Source organism: Rhodococcus sp. NPDC057297 (assembly GCF_042667435.1).
In the GTDB taxonomy this organism is placed as follows: Bacteria; Actinomycetota; Actinomycetes; order Mycobacteriales; family Mycobacteriaceae; genus Rhodococcoides.
Genome location: NZ_JBHUZE010000010.1, coordinates 66951 through 83502 on the forward strand (window position 1 = coordinate 66951; position 16552 = coordinate 83502).

Annotated in this window: 13 protein-coding genes; 7 read left to right on the top strand and 6 right to left on the bottom strand. The window is 64.6% G+C overall.

Annotated elements, in window-relative coordinates:
- A complete protein-coding gene (locus ACFULT_RS23545) occupies positions 1 to 4542 on the bottom strand; it encodes an ATP-dependent helicase (protein WP_378482701.1) in 4542 nt (1513 codons plus the stop codon).
- A 74-nt stretch (positions 4543 to 4616) separates the two neighbouring features.
- Between ACFULT_RS23545 and ACFULT_RS23550 the strand changes: the two genes are divergently transcribed.
- The 3 genes from ACFULT_RS23550 to ACFULT_RS23560 all read left to right on the top strand — a co-directional run bounded on the left by ACFULT_RS23550 (position 4617) and on the right by ACFULT_RS23560 (position 7280).
- Positions 4617 to 4868 (top strand): hypothetical protein, encoded by a 252-nt coding sequence (locus ACFULT_RS23550; protein ID WP_019666186.1) that lies wholly within the window; start codon positions 4617 to 4619, stop codon positions 4866 to 4868.
- A 257-nt stretch (positions 4869 to 5125) separates the two neighbouring features.
- On the top strand, positions 5126 to 5641 hold the full coding sequence (locus ACFULT_RS23555; protein WP_378482771.1) for a hypothetical protein: 516 nt from the start codon (positions 5126 to 5128) through the stop codon (positions 5639 to 5641).
- A 61-nt stretch (positions 5642 to 5702) separates the two neighbouring features.
- Positions 5703 to 7280 (top strand): flotillin family protein, encoded by a 1578-nt coding sequence (locus tag ACFULT_RS23560; protein WP_037111223.1) that lies wholly within the window; start codon positions 5703 to 5705, stop codon positions 7278 to 7280.
- Positions 7281 to 7352: 72 nt separating this feature from the next.
- Here the strand turns inward: ACFULT_RS23560 and ACFULT_RS23565 are convergent, their stop codons facing one another.
- Positions 7353 to 7988 carry a hypothetical protein gene (locus tag ACFULT_RS23565; RefSeq protein WP_037111222.1) on the bottom strand — a complete coding sequence of 212 codons (636 nt, stop codon included), beginning with the start codon at positions 7986 to 7988 and terminating at the stop codon, positions 7353 to 7355.
- A 160-nt stretch (positions 7989 to 8148) separates the two neighbouring features.
- Between ACFULT_RS23565 and ACFULT_RS23570 the strand changes: the two genes are divergently transcribed.
- Positions 8149 to 8646, top strand: a complete 498-nt coding sequence (locus ACFULT_RS23570) for a DUF1992 domain-containing protein (protein WP_052059321.1) — start codon at positions 8149 to 8151, stop codon at positions 8644 to 8646.
- Here ACFULT_RS23570 and ACFULT_RS23575 read toward each other — a convergent pair.
- Together ACFULT_RS23575 and ACFULT_RS23580 are read right to left on the bottom strand one after the other, a co-directional pair.
- Positions 8582 to 10123, bottom strand: a complete 1542-nt coding sequence (locus ACFULT_RS23575) for an NAD-dependent epimerase/dehydratase family protein (protein ID WP_378482702.1) — start codon at positions 10121 to 10123, stop codon at positions 8582 to 8584. The two genes, ACFULT_RS23570 and ACFULT_RS23575, sit on opposite strands and share 65 nt — an antisense overlap.
- Positions 10120 to 11349 carry an aminotransferase class I/II-fold pyridoxal phosphate-dependent enzyme gene (locus ACFULT_RS23580; RefSeq protein ID WP_378482703.1) on the bottom strand — a complete coding sequence of 410 codons (1230 nt, stop codon included), beginning with the start codon at positions 11347 to 11349 and terminating at the stop codon, positions 10120 to 10122. The genes ACFULT_RS23575 and ACFULT_RS23580 overlap by 4 nt, the downstream gene beginning before the upstream one ends.
- Positions 11350 to 11639: 290 nt before the next feature.
- Here ACFULT_RS23580 and ACFULT_RS23585 point away from each other — a divergent pair, with 290 nt between their 5' ends.
- Entirely contained in the window at positions 11640 to 12773 is a 1134-nt protein-coding gene (locus ACFULT_RS23585; RefSeq protein ID WP_037142780.1) for an acyl-CoA dehydrogenase family protein, read from the top strand.
- Between the two features lie 53 nt (positions 12774 to 12826).
- On the opposite strand, the gene ACFULT_RS23590 is transcribed toward ACFULT_RS23585, so the two are convergent.
- Positions 12827 to 13426, bottom strand: coding sequence for a hypothetical protein (locus tag ACFULT_RS23590; protein WP_019666178.1), 600 nt, complete (start codon positions 13424 to 13426; stop codon positions 12827 to 12829).
- Between the two features lie 111 nt (positions 13427 to 13537).
- On the opposite strand from ACFULT_RS23590, the gene ACFULT_RS23595 reads away from it, so the two are divergent.
- The gene (locus tag ACFULT_RS23595) at positions 13538 to 14740 is read left to right on the top strand and encodes an NAD(P)H-binding protein (protein WP_378482704.1); all 1203 of its coding nucleotides are present in this window, start codon (positions 13538 to 13540) and stop codon (positions 14738 to 14740) included.
- Positions 14740 to 15450, top strand: coding sequence for a CPBP family intramembrane glutamic endopeptidase (locus ACFULT_RS23600; protein WP_019666176.1), 711 nt, complete (start codon positions 14740 to 14742; stop codon positions 15448 to 15450). The genes ACFULT_RS23595 and ACFULT_RS23600 overlap by 1 nt, the downstream gene beginning before the upstream one ends.
- Positions 15451 to 15453: 3 nt before the next feature.
- Here the strand turns inward: ACFULT_RS23600 and ACFULT_RS23605 are convergent, their stop codons facing one another.
- Positions 15454 to 16485 carry an acyl-CoA dehydrogenase family protein gene (locus ACFULT_RS23605; RefSeq protein ID WP_378482705.1) on the bottom strand — a complete coding sequence of 344 codons (1032 nt, stop codon included), beginning with the start codon at positions 16483 to 16485 and terminating at the stop codon, positions 15454 to 15456.
- Between the last annotated feature and the right edge of the window lie 67 nt (positions 16486 to 16552).

Below are 16552 nucleotides of genomic sequence, written 5' to 3' on the forward strand. Positions count from 1 at the left end.
TCAGTTCCTCAGCCGTAGGCCACGAGGTGTGGCGGAAAAACCTGCTTCGGTCAGCATTCGGGAGAAGCCGGTGCCATGGATATCCTGCCCGTCGACACGTTCGACGAGCAATTTGTCCACCCCGCCGCGTTTGACGACCCCGGCGAGCGCACCCGCGGCGGCTGCTGTCACCGCATCGTCGTCGGAGAAGGTGAGAACGGTTTTGCCACCGCGCTCGACGTACAACGCTAGCTCGCCCTCGTGCAGAACGACCAGCGCACCTGCTTTGCGACCAGGGCGATGGCCTGGTCCATCTTCTCCTGTGTCCCGTTTGGGCCACGTCAGGGCCGCGCCGTACGGGTTGGCAGGGTCGCAGGCGGCAAGCACCAGCGCGCCTGTCTTCTCTCGCTCCTCGTAACTGCGCAGTCGGTCCACCACCTCGGACGTCGAGAACTGAGCACCACCGAGGGTGTCCACGAAGTAACCGCGCCTGCTACGGCCGGAGTCCTCGAACGTGGTCAGCACCTTGTACATCGTCGCGAATCCCCCGGGCACACCTTCGTTCATGACCGCACCTCGAGTGACGACGCCGTATCGCTCGAGCAGAACGTCCGCGGTGGCGTGCGCTCGAACGGTCGCATCGGGTTCGATTTCGGGGATGCGGGACCACCGGCCGCCCGCAGTGGGCGGACCGGTGCGGGTCGGTAACGACGGCCGCTCGAACCGTCGGTACGACCGCAACCGTGGGGTCCTCCGTGGGGAGCGATGGCTCGGGGCTGCTCGTGTCGTCGAGTTGAGCAGTGCCCGCAGCGGCGCGAACGTGTCGTTACCGATTCGACCCGCCCACACCAACTCCCAGAGCGCCGCGTGCAGACTGTCGTCGTCCGTGCTTCCGACGGTGTCGGAGAGTTGCCGGAAGAAGTACGCGCCACCAGCCGCGACGGCGTCGAGAATCGAGATCTGCAGTTCGGAAAGATCCGATTCCGCAGGAGGGGCCAAGGTGAGGGGAGCGGTGTCCGCCATGTGCAGGCACACCCATCCGTCCTTGGACGTGATCGACCCGTGGCCGGACCACAGAACCTCACCGGTCGAGGTCAATTCGTCGAGCATCGCGGGGGAATAGTCCCGAACACGGGACGACAGGACCAGCGACTCCCACGCCGACGCGGGAATGGGTACTCCGGCCAACTGTTCGACGACCGTCGCGACACCGTCTATGCCGGACAGCTGCCTGCTCTGCACGTGTTGCCAGGCGGGCAGGAAACGTCCGAGCGTGGCGGTGGCGACGGGTTCGACTTCCTGCCGGGCCGCGGCAAGGGATCGCCGTCGCAAGCGACGCAGGACCTCGGCGTCGCACCACTCCGACCCTGATCTGTCCGGACGGAACTCACCTTCGATGATCCGCTTGTCGGCGGCGAGGCCCGCCAGAGATGCTCGAGCGACAGCGATTCCAAGGCCGAACCTCTCGGCGAGGTCATCGACGGAGAACGGGCCGTGGGTGCGCGCATACCGGCTGACCAGGTCGGTCAGGGGGTCGTCGACCGGTTCGATGAACGCTGCGGGCGTCCCGATGGGAAGGGGCACACCGAGTGCGTCGCGCAGCCTGCTGGCGTCCTCGATAGCCACCCACCAGGACGTGCCGGCGAACGTGACCTCCATGGCGCGCTTGGCGGAGACCAACTCCGCCAACCACATCGGCGATTCCTCGCCGTCCGTTCGGGCAGCCACCTCGTCGGTGGTCAGCGGCCCGAGCATCCTGAGGAGGTCTGCGACACCCTCGATGTCCTTGGCATGACGGTCCTCGGCGAGGCGCTGCAGCTCCAATTCCGTCGTCTCGATGACGGCCTGATCCAGAAGCTCACGCAGCTCGACACGTCCGAGCAGTTCCGCGAGCAGCGTCGAGTCGAGCGACAGAGCTTGGGCACGGCGTTCCGCGAGGGGGCTGTCGCCCTCGTACATGAACGCGCCGACGTAGTTGAACAGCAACGAGTTCGCGAACGGTGACGGGGTAGGGGTCTCGATCTCGACGATGCGAATCTGGCGCCGGCCGATCTGCGCGAGGATGTCCTCGAGCGCAGGCAGGTCGTAGACGTCTTGCAGGCACTCACGGACCGTCTCGAGCAGAATGGGGAACGTCGGGTACTTCCGCGCTACATCGAGCAGTTGCGCCGACCGTTGCCGTTGCTGCCACAGCGGTGCGCGTTTGCCGGGATTACGGCGCGGGAGCAACAGTGCACGAGCGGCGCATTCGCGGAAGCGTGATGCGAAGAGCGCCGATCCACCGACCTGCTCGGTGACGACGTCGGCGATCTCGTCTTTCTCGAACACGAACAGATCCGCGCCGGGCGGCGTGTCCTCGGTATCGGGGAGCCGGACGATGATGCCGTCGTCGGACGCAGTGGGTGCCGCGTCGATTCCGTATCTCTCGATCAGTCGTGCTCCGATCGCCAGTGCCCACGGTGCATGCACCTGCTGCCCGTAGGTCGAGTGCAGCACCAGACGCCAGTCTCCGAGCTCGTCCCGGAACCGCTCCACGATCATCGTGCGGTCGGTGGGCAACTGACCGGTCGCTTCCTTCTGATCGTCGAGCAATGCAACGAGATTGGTCACTGCGTTGGGGTCGAGGCCGTCACCGGCGAGACGCTCCTCGAGGTTCTCCCGCTCGGAGGTGCTACGCAGGAACTCGCCCAGCGCTCGCCCCAGCTCGGCGGGGCGACCGAGCCCGTCACCATGCCAGAACGGCAGCCGGCCGGGTTGACCGTATGCAGGGCTGACGAGTACCCGATCATGTGTGATCTCTTCTATCCGCCAACTGGTCGCGCCGAGCGCGAACACGTCCCCGACGCGAGACTCGTACACCATCTCCTCGTCGAGTTCGCCGACACGCGAGGCTTTTTCACCCACCATGTACACCGTGAACAACCCACGGTCCGGGATGGAGCCACCGGAGGTGACCGCGAGGCGTTGTGCACCCGGCCTGCCCGTCAGCGTGTTCGCGTCACGGTCCCACACGAGACGAGGGCGAAGTTCGGCGAATTCGTCCGACGGGTACCGACCGGACAACAGGTCGAGGGTCGACTCGTACGCAGACCTGGGCAGTGTTGCAAAGCTCCCGGTCCGACGCACCGCGTCGTACCAGTCGTGAGCATCGATGGGCTCGAGCGCGCACGCTGCCACCGTCTGCTGGGCCAGAATGTCCAGCGGATTCGCGGGAACGAACAAAGCCTCGATCTTGCCCGTCGTCATCCGCTCGACCGTCACCGCGCAATGAATCAAGTCGGTTCGGTGCTTGGGGAACAGCACTCCCTTGGAGATCTCACCTACCTGGTGGCCTGCACGCCCCACGCGCTGCAGACCGCTCGCGACCGAGGGCGGTGCTTCGACCTGGATGACCAGATCGACCGCGCCCATGTCGATTCCGAGCTCGAGGCTGCTGGTCGCCACGACGCATCGCAGGCGTCCGGTCTTCAGATCGTCCTCGATGAGGGCGCGCTGATCCTTGCTCACGCTGCCGTGATGTGCGCGCGCCAGCAGTGGTTCGGCACCGTGGCCCACGTCGCTGGAGCTACCGATGAGCGACGCGGGGCCGTGGGCGGTGTCGACCCCGTCGCCGAGACGTTCGGCATAGATCTCGTTGAGACGAGCGGTGAGACGCTCGGCCAGGCGTCGGGAATTGGCGAACACGATGCACGACTTGTGGTCGAGAACCAAGTCCACGACCTTCTCCTCGACGTGCGGCCAGATCGATCCGTGCTGCGGCGCAGCCGAGGCATCACCTTCCGCTGTCTCCACGACACCCAGTTCCGTCATGTCCTCGACCGGGACCTGAACCGTGAGATCGAACGTCTTCGGTGACGGGGGAGCAACGATCTCGATGGGGGCTGCGCCGGTGAGGAACCGTCCGACCTCCTCGTGGGGTCGCACCGTCGCCGACAGCCCGATCCGTTGCGCGGGTGTGCCGAGCAGCAGATCCAGGCGCTCCAGGGACAGCGCAAGGTGCGAGCCACGTTTGCTGCCGGCCACCGCATGGACCTCGTCGACGATGACCGTCTCGACCGAGTCGAGCGATTCCCTGGCCGCGGAGGTGAGCATCAGGAACAAAGACTCCGGGGTCGTGATCAAGATGTCCGGGGGAGTCTTCAGCATGGCCCGACGATCTGCCTGACTGGTGTCGCCGGAGCGGACTCCGACCGAGATGTCCGGTGGTTCGAGGCCGAGTCGTTTGGCCGTCTGCGTCACCCCGACGAGTGGCGCGCGGAGGTTTCTCTCGACGTCGACCGCCAACGCTTTGAGCGGCGAGATGTACAGAACTGTCGTCTTCCGCTCCGCGGGCACCTCACGGACCGTGAGTCGATCGATGGACCAGAGGAACGCGGACAGGGTCTTACCCGAACCGGTGGGAGCGACGACCAGAGTGTGCCGACCACTGGAAATGGCCTCCCATGCACCAGCCTGTGCCGACGTGGGGGCGTCGAATGCGCCGGTGAACCACTCCTGAGTGGCGGGAGAGAACTTGGTCAGCGCCGGGTCCACCTGCTGCGCGTTGGTTTTCTTGCCGGCCATCCCACCATGATGCCCCGAGGTACCGACAAACAATCACAGGTGTAGGACCGTCGTCTCGTGGGTACGGGATACCGATGACCGACGACCAAGAGATCATGCAGAAGATTTCCGCAAAGCTCGACGCTCGTCTCGGTGAGAAGACGAACGGCCTGCAGAACGAAGTCCCGCCGGGTTCCAGCATTCAACGCGACGACGAGGACGGTGAGCGGGGCCCACTCGGCCGTGATTACCACCTGGCCAGCAAGTACGCGCAGGCCTTCGCGATCGGCGAGCCCCAACTGGTGGACCGCGACGAATTCGATCGGCTCGTCGCGGAGTACGGCTGACCGCTCACTCGGGCCACGTCGGCCACCACACAGCGTTCTCGCAACTACACAGCGTTCTCCCAACCACACAGCGTTCTCACAACACCGCCGTGTGTTCACAACCGTCATGACGGTTGTGAACACACGGCGGTGTTGTGTCCACGTGCGGCCACCCTCGCCGTCAGGTCACGATACGAGACCGATTCCCCCGTTACGACACGATTGCCTTTACTATTCGTTGGACCGACTCGGGGAGTGGAGTTCTTCAATTGTTGACCGTGTTCATCGTGTGTTTCGTCGTGGGCGTCGTCGGACTGGTCGGAACGTTCACCGTCGGCGAGTTCTCGGATCTCGGTGACAGTCACGGCGACGGTGTGCCGTTCCTGTCGCTGACGACGATCGCGACGGCGCTGTTCGGTTTCGGCGCGGCAGGATGGATTTCGGCGCTCACCGAACTACCCGATCCGATTGCAGCTCTCGTCGGCATCGCGGTGGCGGCGGGTCTCGTGATCGTGACGCGAGGGCTGTTCGTTCCGTACATGATTCGGCAGCAGGACAATTCGCACATCGGGCGAGCGTCGTACATCGGGCTGCTCGGCACCGTCACGCTGGACGTCACGGCGGACGGATGGGGCGAGGTGTCGTTCGCGGACGGTGAAGGCAATCGCGTCGGCGCACGGGCTGTCAGTTCGGGCAAGGTAGCACTTCTGCGAGGTGTCACCGTCTACATCGCCGATGTGGACGACACCTATCTCCACGTCGTGGCCGTCGACGACGTCGTGGACGGTCGATGATCGGAAAGACCTGCACGGTGGGGGCTTTCGACTACAAAGAGTTCGTGAGGGGAACTGATACATGCTGACAACAATCGTGATCGCGGCGATCGTCGCGCTGATCGTCTTCGTCGTGCTGCCGACGGTGTACGTCAAGAACTACATCAAGGTTCCGCCCAACGAGGTCGCGGTGTTCACCGGTCGAGGCAAGCCCAAGGTGGTGCGCGGTGGTGCCCGCTTCAAGGTGCCGGGCATCGAACGCGTGGACATCATGTCCCTGGAACCGTTCAACATCAGCATCAACCTGCAGAACGCACTGTCCAACGACGGTGTCCCGGTCAACGTGGAAGCAGTGGGCCTGGTGCGTATCGGCTCGGCCGACGAAGCGGTTCAGACTGCGGTGCAACGCTTCCTGACGTCCGACCTGACGGAACTGCAGCGTCAGATCAACGACATTCTCGCCGGTAGCTTGCGAGGTATCACCGCGACGATGACCGTCGAGGATCTGAACTCCAACCGTGACACGTTGGCGCGCAGTGTCATCGACGAGGCCGGGAACGATCTCGCGCGCATCGGCATGGAAGTCGACGTCATCAAGATCGCCGGGATTTCCGACAAGAACGGCTATCTCGAATCTCTCGGACAGCGTCGTATCGCCGAGGTCAAGCGTGACGCAGCGGTCGGAACTGCGGATGCCGAGCGCGACGCCCAGATTCGTTCGGCCAAGGCACGTCAGGAAGGTTCGGTGGCGCAGGCCGAAGCCGACACGGCCATCGCGACCGCGAATCAGCGTCGTGACGTCGAGTTGGCACGCCTCCGTGCGCAGACCGAAGCGGAGAACGCCGAGGCGGACCAGGCTGGCCCGCTCGCGCAGGCCACCGCGGCGAAAGCAGTCGGCATTGCGCGGGAACAGGCCGAAGCCGCACGGGTCGAGGCACGTACCGAGGTGGAACGGCGTCGCTCGCAGCAGTCGGAAGCGGCACTGCAGGCGGACGTCATCGCGCCCGCCGAAGCCGAACGTCAGGCCGCGATCGCGAGGGCCGAAGGTGAGCGTCGAGCTGCAATTCTGCGTGCGGAAGCACAAGCCGAATCGGCGCGTCAGTCAGGAGCGGCACAAGCGGATTCGCGCAAACTCGTCGCAGATGCCGTGCGGTCCGAGCAGCAGGCAGACGCCGACGGTCTGCGGGCGAAACTGGAAGCAGAGGCAGAAGGCCGCAAGGTGGCGGCGGATGCATTGCGCGCCGAGCAGCAAGCAGAGGCCGACGGTCTGCGGGCCAAGCTGGAAGCGGAAGCGGCTGGTAAGCGTCAGATCGCCGAGGCGCTCAATTCCTACACGCCGCAAGCAGCCCGGTTGCTCACGCTCCCGGACGTGCTGGCTGCGCTCGTCGAGGCGACGGCGGCAGCAGCGAAGCCGGTGGGCGACATCGACCGCATCTCGATCATCGGCGGCGCCGACGGCGCGAAGGGATCCATCGGTTCAGTGCTCGGCATCAGCCCGCAGGTCATCGCAGGCGTGATCGAGACGCTGGAAAGTTCGGGCGTGAACGTCACCGGTCTGCTCAACAACCTCGACGGCAAGAACAATTCGGCAGGAAGCGACGACCTGGACGAGGACAAGGCCACCTCGAACGGGGTGGCGCACTCCGAACCGATCAGCTGACACGACGAAGGGCCCCACGGACTTCACTGCCGTGGGGCCCTTCGCGTGGTGACTCGGTGCAGCTGCAGCGGCTCAGGGCCTGCCGGTGAAGTAGTCGAACGCGGCCGACTGCAGCGGGTAACCTCCGGTGTTGATCAGGCCGATCACTCCACCTGCGGCGGCGCCGACGAGGACACCGGGGATGCACCCGACGAACACGCCGACGACGCAGCCGATGACAAGTCCGATGCCGGCACCGATGGCGGCGCTGACCCCGGCGCCGAACGATGCCTTGTTCAGTTCGTCGAGAAAGCGTGCCTGCGAGTTGACGTCGGTGACGGGCAGGACCGACCGAGCCACCGGGGTGGCGAGCGCTGGATCCGTTGCGGGCGTGAGCGTCAATTCGCGGTCGTCGACTCCGATGAGAGGCGCGATGGAGAACTCCTGTTCACCGACCCGGTAGGCGAGCGGGATCGTCGCGACGGACGTGCCGGCGGCGTCGAGGACCTCGACGGTCTCCGATGTCGCGTCGAGTCGGAAGGATCCGGTGTCGAGGATCGTCGTCACGGCCTTGCCGTCCTCGGTGGTGGTGGTGCTGTAGGCGATGCCCTGATCGGTGCCCGTCACCAGTGGTGCAGGCTCCGCATGCGCAGTGCCCGTGGCGACCGCCAGCGCAGAGACGGCGATGACAGCTGTCACCGTTGTTCGTGCAAGTCGAGCGAACTTCATGAGACTCCCCGTGGTCCGAAGTGAACGATCCCCCTGAGGTCGACGACGGCGTCGGCCCGGATCGACGTGAGTACCCTAGCGGAATACGGGCGTTTCCGGCAGTGAGGATGTTCAGCGGAGGAACGGCGGTGCAGCAGTGGTGGAACGGAAGAAACCAGGGGTGACGTTCGAGTCCTTCGTGGACCGACAGATCCGCGAGGCGCAGGAGCGCGGCGAGTTCGAGAATCTCGAGGGGGCGGGTAAACCGTTGCCCAGTTCGGCTCACGACGATCTGTGGTGGGTGAAAGGGTTTCTGAAGCGGGAGAACCTGTCGACGGACGCATTGCTGCCCGAGTCTCTGCAGTTGCGCAAGGAGATCGAGAAACTTCCGACCACGTTGATCGAGCTGCGTCAGGAGTCGTCGGTTCGAGAAGCGTTGCAGGACCTCAATGCGCGTGTCGTGGCGTGGATCCGTATGCCATCGCCGCCGCTGGTGCCGATCGGCCCGGTCGACGTCGAGGACTGGGTGACGCAGTGGAAGCGCAACCGGGCCGCGGCGGATGCCGAGGCACGCGAGGCATTGTCGTCGCGGACGGCGAGCGGCCCCGGCAGATCTACCGTACCGAGGAGTGGGCGCGTGAGCTGGTGGGTTCGGCTGCTCCACCGACGAGATCGATGACCTCGTCGACGGATGTCGCGGTGGTTGTTCGGGTCTTGGTACGCCCGCGGAGGTCGTGGGCGCGTACACGACGGGGAAGTAGTCCGTCGGCGGGATTGACGGGGTGGTGCCGCCGGAGTCTGCGCAACGTCTGCTTCGGTGCGGGCGTGCGATCTCCGATGTCGACGACGGTGACGGTCGATCCGAAGTTCAGTCGCGCGTAGTCGGCTGCGTTGGCGACGGCGTCGTCGAATTCCGCGGCAGTGACGCGTCCTCGCGGCCCCGTGCTGAGCCCGTGACCTGGTAGGTCGAGCAGGACGGTGGTGATGCCGGCGCGGGCGAGTTCCTGGGCGACAGGTGTCAGATAGCGGGCATGCAGTCCAGGGCGCACGGGCACGACAACAGTCGGTCCCTGTGCCGAGCCTCGATGCAGTTCGATGTGAAGCCGACCCGAGGTCGTTGTGATCGACACGTGCTCACCGCCGACGGTGCCGACGAACCTCGATGCCGGTTCCAGTGCTGCCTCGCAGGCGTTCTGGCTGGTCAGGGCGTGCTCGGCGCCCAGAATCGGCTTGCCCTGCAACAGGACCATGACGGCGGCGCACTCGTGTGAGGTGAGAGTGGGTGTCCAGCCGGTTTTCTCGCTCAGCGCAGTGGAGTCCACGACGGGCTCGCCCGCAGTGACCCACTGACCAGAAAACGGGGTGAGTCCGAGTCGGAATGCGAGATTCGCAGCCGCCACGGCAGGTTTCTCGGGCACGTCGAACAGGATCTGGCCCTGCATACGCGCAAGTTCGCGGACCGGCGTCCAGTCGCGTGGGCCCACGTTGTAGGGGCCGATCAGGTCCTGCTTGGCGGCGCGGTGGAAGGCGTCGGCCAGGTCGTTCTGGTGCAGGAACTGGTAGCTGGCCCGGTCCGCCTGTGGGAATGCACCGACCCGGCCGGTGAACTGATCGATGCCGTCGTTGGCGAAGTCGGGACCGATGATGTACGTCGGTCGCAACATGGATACAGCCATCTCGCCGGGGTGGCGGCGGAGCCACCACTCCGCGTAGTGCTCCACCTCTGCTTTGTCGTGGAAGTAATACCTGTCGGGATCGCCGGCGGGGTAGTGACTTTCGTCGAGGGGCTTGTCGTGAATGTCCGCACCGTACGCATTGATGCTCGAGGTGATCACGAGCCTGCCCACCCCTGCGGCGTACGCGGAATCGAGAACGTTCCGTGAGCCACGTTGGTTGATGTCGTGTGTCTCGGTCTTGTCGCGTAATTCTTCGACGACGAAGGCCAGATGGATGACGACGTCGCAGCCTCGAAAAACTTCTTCGAGTCGGGGTGACCGTATGTCGGCACGTACCGATTCGAGTTTGGAATGCTGCATTCGGAGCGGACGCCGGGCGATCCCGACCACGGAGTCGACGTCGTCGTCGGCGAGCAGGGAAGGCAGGATCGCTGCGGCGAAATCGCTCGTTGCGCCCGTGACAGCGATGCGAAGGGTCACGAGGGCAACTCCGCGACTGTCTCTGCGATGGTGGCGATGGCGGTTCGGATCTGTTCGTCGGTGTGGGAGGCCATCACGCAGAGTCGGAGCAGCGCACCGTTGCGGGGGACCGCCGGATGTAGGGCCGCCGAGGTGAAGACACCGTTGTCGAACAGTTGACGCCACAGATTCATTGCGGTGAGGTCGTCCCCGATGTGCAGCGAGACGATCGGTGACGCGGTGTCTCCTCCCGGTATCGGGGACCTGGCGCCGACATCGAGTCCTTCGGCAGCGAGTCCACTGCGCAAGGATTCGGCGTGTTCCAACACCCGACGCGCTCGCTGACGGCCTTCCTCGCTCCTGATGAGCTTGATCGACGCGAGGGACGCGCCGACTGCGGCGGGCACGCCCGATGTCGTGAACAGGAATGCTCTCGCATGTATTCGAAGACTGTCGAGGAGGTCGTGGGATCCTGCGATGAAGCCTCCGGTGGAGCTGGGGCTCTTGGACAGAGACGCCATTCTGATGTCGGTGTCGCCTGCCGTGCCGAACAATTCCGCCGCGCCGGTGAGGCTTTCGCCGTAGATGCCGAGGCTGTGGGCCTCGTCGACCATCAGCGCAGCACCGTACTTCGTGCACAGTGCTGTCACCTGGTCCAGAGGAGCCAGGTCACCTTCCATCGAGTACAGGCCGTCGACGATGACCAGGACGGCACCGTCGCCGACGACAGGCCCCTGCAGTTGGAGTTCGAGGTCGGCCATGTCGTTGTGAGCGAATTTGCGAATGGTTGCTCCGGACAGTTGACTTCCGTCGCGGATGGACGCATGTGCGGCAGAGTCGACCACGATCACGTCGCCCTTACCCACGACGGCGGCGATCGTTCCGAGGTTCGTCTGGTAACCGGTGGTGAACACCATCGCGTCCTCGGTGCCGTGCCATTCCTTGATCTCGTTCTCGAGCTCCAGGTGAATGTCCATGGTGCCGTTGAGCAGTCGACTGCCGGTGATGGCGGAGCCGAAGGTGTCGAGTGCGTCCTGCGCGCCCTGCGTGATGTCCGGGTGGTCGGCGAGCCCCAGGTAATTGTTGGAGCCCAGCATGATCTTGTCCTTGCCTTCCACCTGGACGATGGGTGCGGTGGCGGACTCCATGACGCGGAAGTACGGGCTCACGTCGGATTCGCGCACGGCGCGAAGGAGGTCGACTCGGTCGTCGCCGTCGAGTCGTTTGATCAATCGGTTGACGGTCATCGCTGCAGGTTCTCCTGACACAGGGTGGGTTTGGAGTCGGTCGTCGAACGATGGTCGCGAATTCGAGAAGTGATTCGGCTCCATGGGATGGGCAGGATTGGTTCGAATCAAACAAATTTTCATTACTCCAGGTGGGAGGCCATAACAAACTCGTCGCCCAGTTTCGAAAAGGGGGGAAGTTTACCTACTCTTGGATGTTTTGCCTGGTAGAACGGTGGGTAGTGAGCACGAGGTTGCGAATTCGATTCACCTTTGTCTGCCATGCGAATTTCAAATTGTTAGGGAGAGTCATGACTGCATTGATGGTTCGAGAACGCGAAATTCTGGAACAATACATTCCGGGTTTACTAGATTATCTGGACCGCACGCCACTGAAAGACCTCGAAAGCAGGGACGGCGAAGCAATCGCCAAATTCAAGGAGTTCGGCGGCACCTCGCTCATCGTTCCCACGGAGCTGGGCGGTAGCGGCGCCTCCGCGCTCGACGCCGTGCGCGCACAGCGGGCGATCGGATCGAGATCGCCGTCGCTCGGAGCGGCGACGACCATGCACCATCTGTCGATCGCGTCGCTCAACGAGTTCGCCACGGGAGCCAGCGAAGAAGATCGTGCGCTGATGAAATCGCTCATCGAGCAGAAGGCCGTGATCGCGTCGGGGTTCTCGGAAGGCACCCCGGGGGGCAGCGTCTTCATTCCCACGATGAAGGCGAAGCGTGTCGGCGACGTGTACGTGATCAACGGAAGCAAGAAGCCCTGCAGCCTGTCCGGTTCGATGGATCTGTTGACGGCCAGCGTCGAGGTCGAAGGTGTCGGCGCGAAGGACGGCGAACGCGCAGTTGCCTTGATCCCCGCGTCGCTCGACGGAGTGTCCGTCACGAAGTTCTGGGAGACGCCGTTCCTCGAAGGCTCGCAGAGCGACGAGGTCGTTCTCCGCGATGTCGAGGTACCGGCGGACCTGGTGCTGCTCAACAGCGACGACGACCCGGACGGCGTCCACGAGATGACCGGGTACCTGTGGTTCGGAATGTTGATCAGCGCCAACTACCTCGGCGCTGCGACGATGCTGCTGGAGAAGATGCTTGCGCAGGACAAAGGTGACTACGAGGGTTACACCCGAGCTGCGGCGGAGATCGAGAACAGCATCGCGGCTATCGAGAGCGTGGCACGTGCCGTCGACGACGGTGAACGGGGCCAGGACATCTCCGCGCGACTGCTGTTCTGCCGCATAGCTATTCGGGATGCGCTGGTTCGGGCGAGTTCGACAGCGATGGAATCCCTCGGCGGAATCGGATTCATCACCTCGCCCGACATCGGGTACCTCGCAGCTGCGTTGCAGGCCTACGCGTTTCACCCGCCGTCCAGGCGGTCCATCTCCGAGACCCTCGCGAAGTACCACGGTGGTGACGAGTTCGCGTTCGTCAAGTAGTCCCGGAGAGCAAGTAGTACCGGAGTGATCGAGTCGAGGAGGGTCGCGGACGATCAGTCGCGGCCTTCTTCCTCGTCCAGTCGATCCTGGCCTCGGTTGCGGAAGAATTTGAACCCGGGTATGCCGATCACTGCGCGACGGACATCCTTTGTCACGCCGAGCAATTCGTGGATCTCCGGTGCGACGGAATCGAGGGTTGCCAGGATGGGTATGACCGCTTCCATGTGCTCGACGAGTCCGGGGAGTTGGTCGACCATGGCGATGGCCGCATCGACCTCGTTCTCGTCGAGGTGGTCGACGAATTTCTTCGCGAACGGCGCGGAGCGCTGCGCTATCGGGTCGAACAGTTCGACCAGCTGCAGTGCGGTCACCGACGCCTTGGACGCGGAATCGACCACACCTTCCGCCGAGCGGGTGGTCGTCGCAGCCTCGGCGACGACGAGCTCGGCAGCGTCGACGACGGCGTCGATTCGGGCCATCAGCGCTGTCACCTCGTCGAGAAGCGCCTCGATGCGGCCGGGAAGTCCGAGTGCGAAGACAGCTGTGTCCCGGGTCCACCGCACCCCGTATCGCACCACGTCGAGTCCGATCCTCGCAGCGACGAGGCCGCCGGCAGGATCGGGAAGCCGCACGCCTGCGAGCACCAACGCCATGTGTCAAACAATGCCACACCGCGTTCGTCCACCGACGCACACCGCGGCCGACAATGCGGCGCCGAGCACACCTTCGGCACAAGTGTCGCGAGCCGGTTAGCCTTGGCGAGCATGAGAGTTCTCGTGACGGGGGCAAGTGGGTACATCGGTTCGCGTCTGGTCGCCGCGTTGCTCGACGACGGCGACACCGTCGTGGCTGCGTCTCGTCGGCCGGAAAGCCTCGATCGCTTCGACTGGCGAGCCGAGGTGGAGACGGTGGCGCTCGATGCGGGTGACACGAGCTCGCTGGCCGACGCCTTCGACGCCGCCGGCGACATCGATACCGCGTACTACCTGGTGCACGCCATCGGCCAGGAAGACTACCGATCCCAGGACCTGCGTTCGGCGGGGCAGTTCGCCGAAGCGGCGGCAGCGGCCGGTGTCAGGAGAATTGTCTATCTCGGCGGTTTCGCTCCGGAAGGCGAAGCGCTGTCCGAGCACCTCGGAAGCCGCGCCGATGTCGGCGAAGCACTCGACGTCGACGGCGTGGAGGTGGTGTGGCTCAAGGCCGCGATCGTCCTCGGCGCAGGCTCGACGTCCTACGAGATGCTGCGCTATCTCGCCGATCGCCTGCTGGTGTTGCCGCTACCGAGCTGGCTGAATCGGCCCGTGCAGCCCATCGCCGTCGACGACGTCCTGTTCTACCTGTTGGCTTCCAGGCAGGAGGTGCCCGCGGGTGCATACGACATCGGCGGGCCCGACGTGGTGCCCTACCGAGACCTACTGTTCGCCTACGTCGACGCGGCCGGCCTGACGCGGATCGGGGTGTCCACTCCCGGCGTCCCCACCGGCCTCGCAGGTCGTGTCATCGGGAAGATCATCCCAGTGCCCGATGCCCTGGCCGAGGACCTCGTTCATTCCCTTCACAACACGATGACGGCGACCGAAAGTCGGATCGTCGATCTCGTGGGGGAGAAGGAGGGCGGTCGGACCACTATCGACGAAGCGATGCGTCGCAGTGTTCTTGGCACCGTCGGTGAGCCGCCGGGAGTTCGTGCGTCCAAGGATCCGCTCCGGCTCGCACACACCGACGCGGTCTGGAGCGGCGGCGACGCAATCGGAATCCGCCGCTACGGCGTCGCAGCGTCGTCCGACGAGACGTGGAGCCTGCTCGAAGCCCTCGGTGCACGCAAAATGCTGTACTCGTGGCCGGTGGCAGCGGTGGTGCGCACCAACCTCGACGTCGTCGGCGGTGTTTCGGAACGCGCGAGATCGGTGATACGACGCGTGCGCGGGGGATCGAACGACGAACACGGCGGGGACGAGGAGGCTTGATGGCGACGTGGCAGACCACGGTGGTCGACGTGATGAAGTCCGCGCTCGTGGACAAGGTCGACCGTGATCACCGGCAGTCCGATCGCGCTTTCCTTCGCCGACGCATCGTCGTCGGCATCACACTCGTCGTCGGAGCAGTTCTTCTCGGTGTGTCCCTGTCGGTGAGCCCGGGGGACAACGCCTTCTACCCGCTGACGATCGCGCTGGCGGCAACGTGGATCATCGGCGGATTCGTCTCCGGCCCGCTCCACCTCGGACGCATCACGTTCAACGGCTCCATGCGTCGGCCGATCATCACACCGATACTCATCGGCCTTGCTGCCGGCGGTGTGTTCGTCGTCGGTGGGCTCGTCGTTCGCCAGATTCCGCCTCTCGCGGACTTCGTCGCCAACGTGCTGGCGCACGCAACGATGGGGTCGATGGGTCTGATCGTGTTCATCACGCTTCTCAACGGTGTAGCCGAGGAGATCTTCTTCCGAGGCGCACTTTTCGCTGCGATCGGACGCCGCAAGCCGGTACTGATCTCGACGCTCGTCTACACGGTCGTCACCCTCGCCAGCGGCAACCCGATGCTCGCGTTCGCCGCTATCACCCTCGGATTCGTGTTGGCGCTCCAGCGCCGGTCCTCCGGCGGCATCCTGGCGCCGATGCTGACTCACGTCGCTTGGTCGACGGTGATGGTGTTCGCTCTACCCCCACTCTTCGTCTGACCGCTACCGTCCGCTCCTGCCGGCTGGGTCACTCCGCAGGGTCTGGAGTAGTTCGGCTTTGATCCGGGGCCGTCCCGCGCCGACGAGAGTGAACGTAGCCTCCCGCATCAGACGCTCCGGCGTGCCGTGCCCGACGATTGCTCCCGAACCGGTGGCGGTCACCAGCGCCGCCGCCGCCCGCATCGCCAGTTCCGACGCTTCCGCCCGCGCCGCGAACATGTCGTACCTGCCGGCGAGGGCGTCGTCGAACGCAGCGCGGCGCCGGGAATGGGACAGACGAAACGACGAGGTATCGGTTCCGATGTCGTCCATCTGAGTGATGGCGCGCCGAGCAACACCCATTGCCATGCACCCGTTGAGGTACGACCCGTAAATCTGTCCGGACTGAAATTCCTCGTCCGTCACGACGGACACGACCTGAGAATCGTGCACCTCGACGCCGTCGAACAGCAACCGGACCGTGTTGCTCGCGTCGACGGCGATCAGCGTCAGGCGTTCGACCTCGATACCGGCCGCATCCGTGGCGGGGATGACGAGGTGCACGATGGAATCGTCGAACTCGTCGCGCGCGGAGACCTGAAGGATGTCGACTATGCCCCATCCCGTAACGAACGGCGCGTGTCCGTCCAGCACGTAGCCGGTGTCGGTTCGGCGCGCATACAGCTTGGGCGGCCGAGGTATCGCGCCTGCGAAGGCAACACCCGCCTTGATGGATCCATCGATCACGCCGTCGAGATACCGCGTGCGCAACGACGTGTTGCTCGTGTGCGAGAGCGACATGACGACGCCGTTGTGCTGCATCCAGGTGAAGGTGGTTGCCAGGCAACCGGCGCAGAGGGTTTCGACGACGAGCGGCAATTCGTCCGGCCCCAGCGGTTCACCGCGGTCGGATGCGAGCCCGTAGAAGCCCTCCGCCGCCAAGATGTCGAAATGGCTGGAGGGGATCTCACCGTCGACGTCGACGGAGTCGGCGGCAGGGAACAGTACCGAATCGGCGAGTTCTCGAGCACGTTCCGGCCAGGACGACACGGACACATCCTAGCTCGCTCCCGGTGCGGATTTCCTGTAGTCCACTCCGCCGAAACCGGGCGTTCTGGGCTAC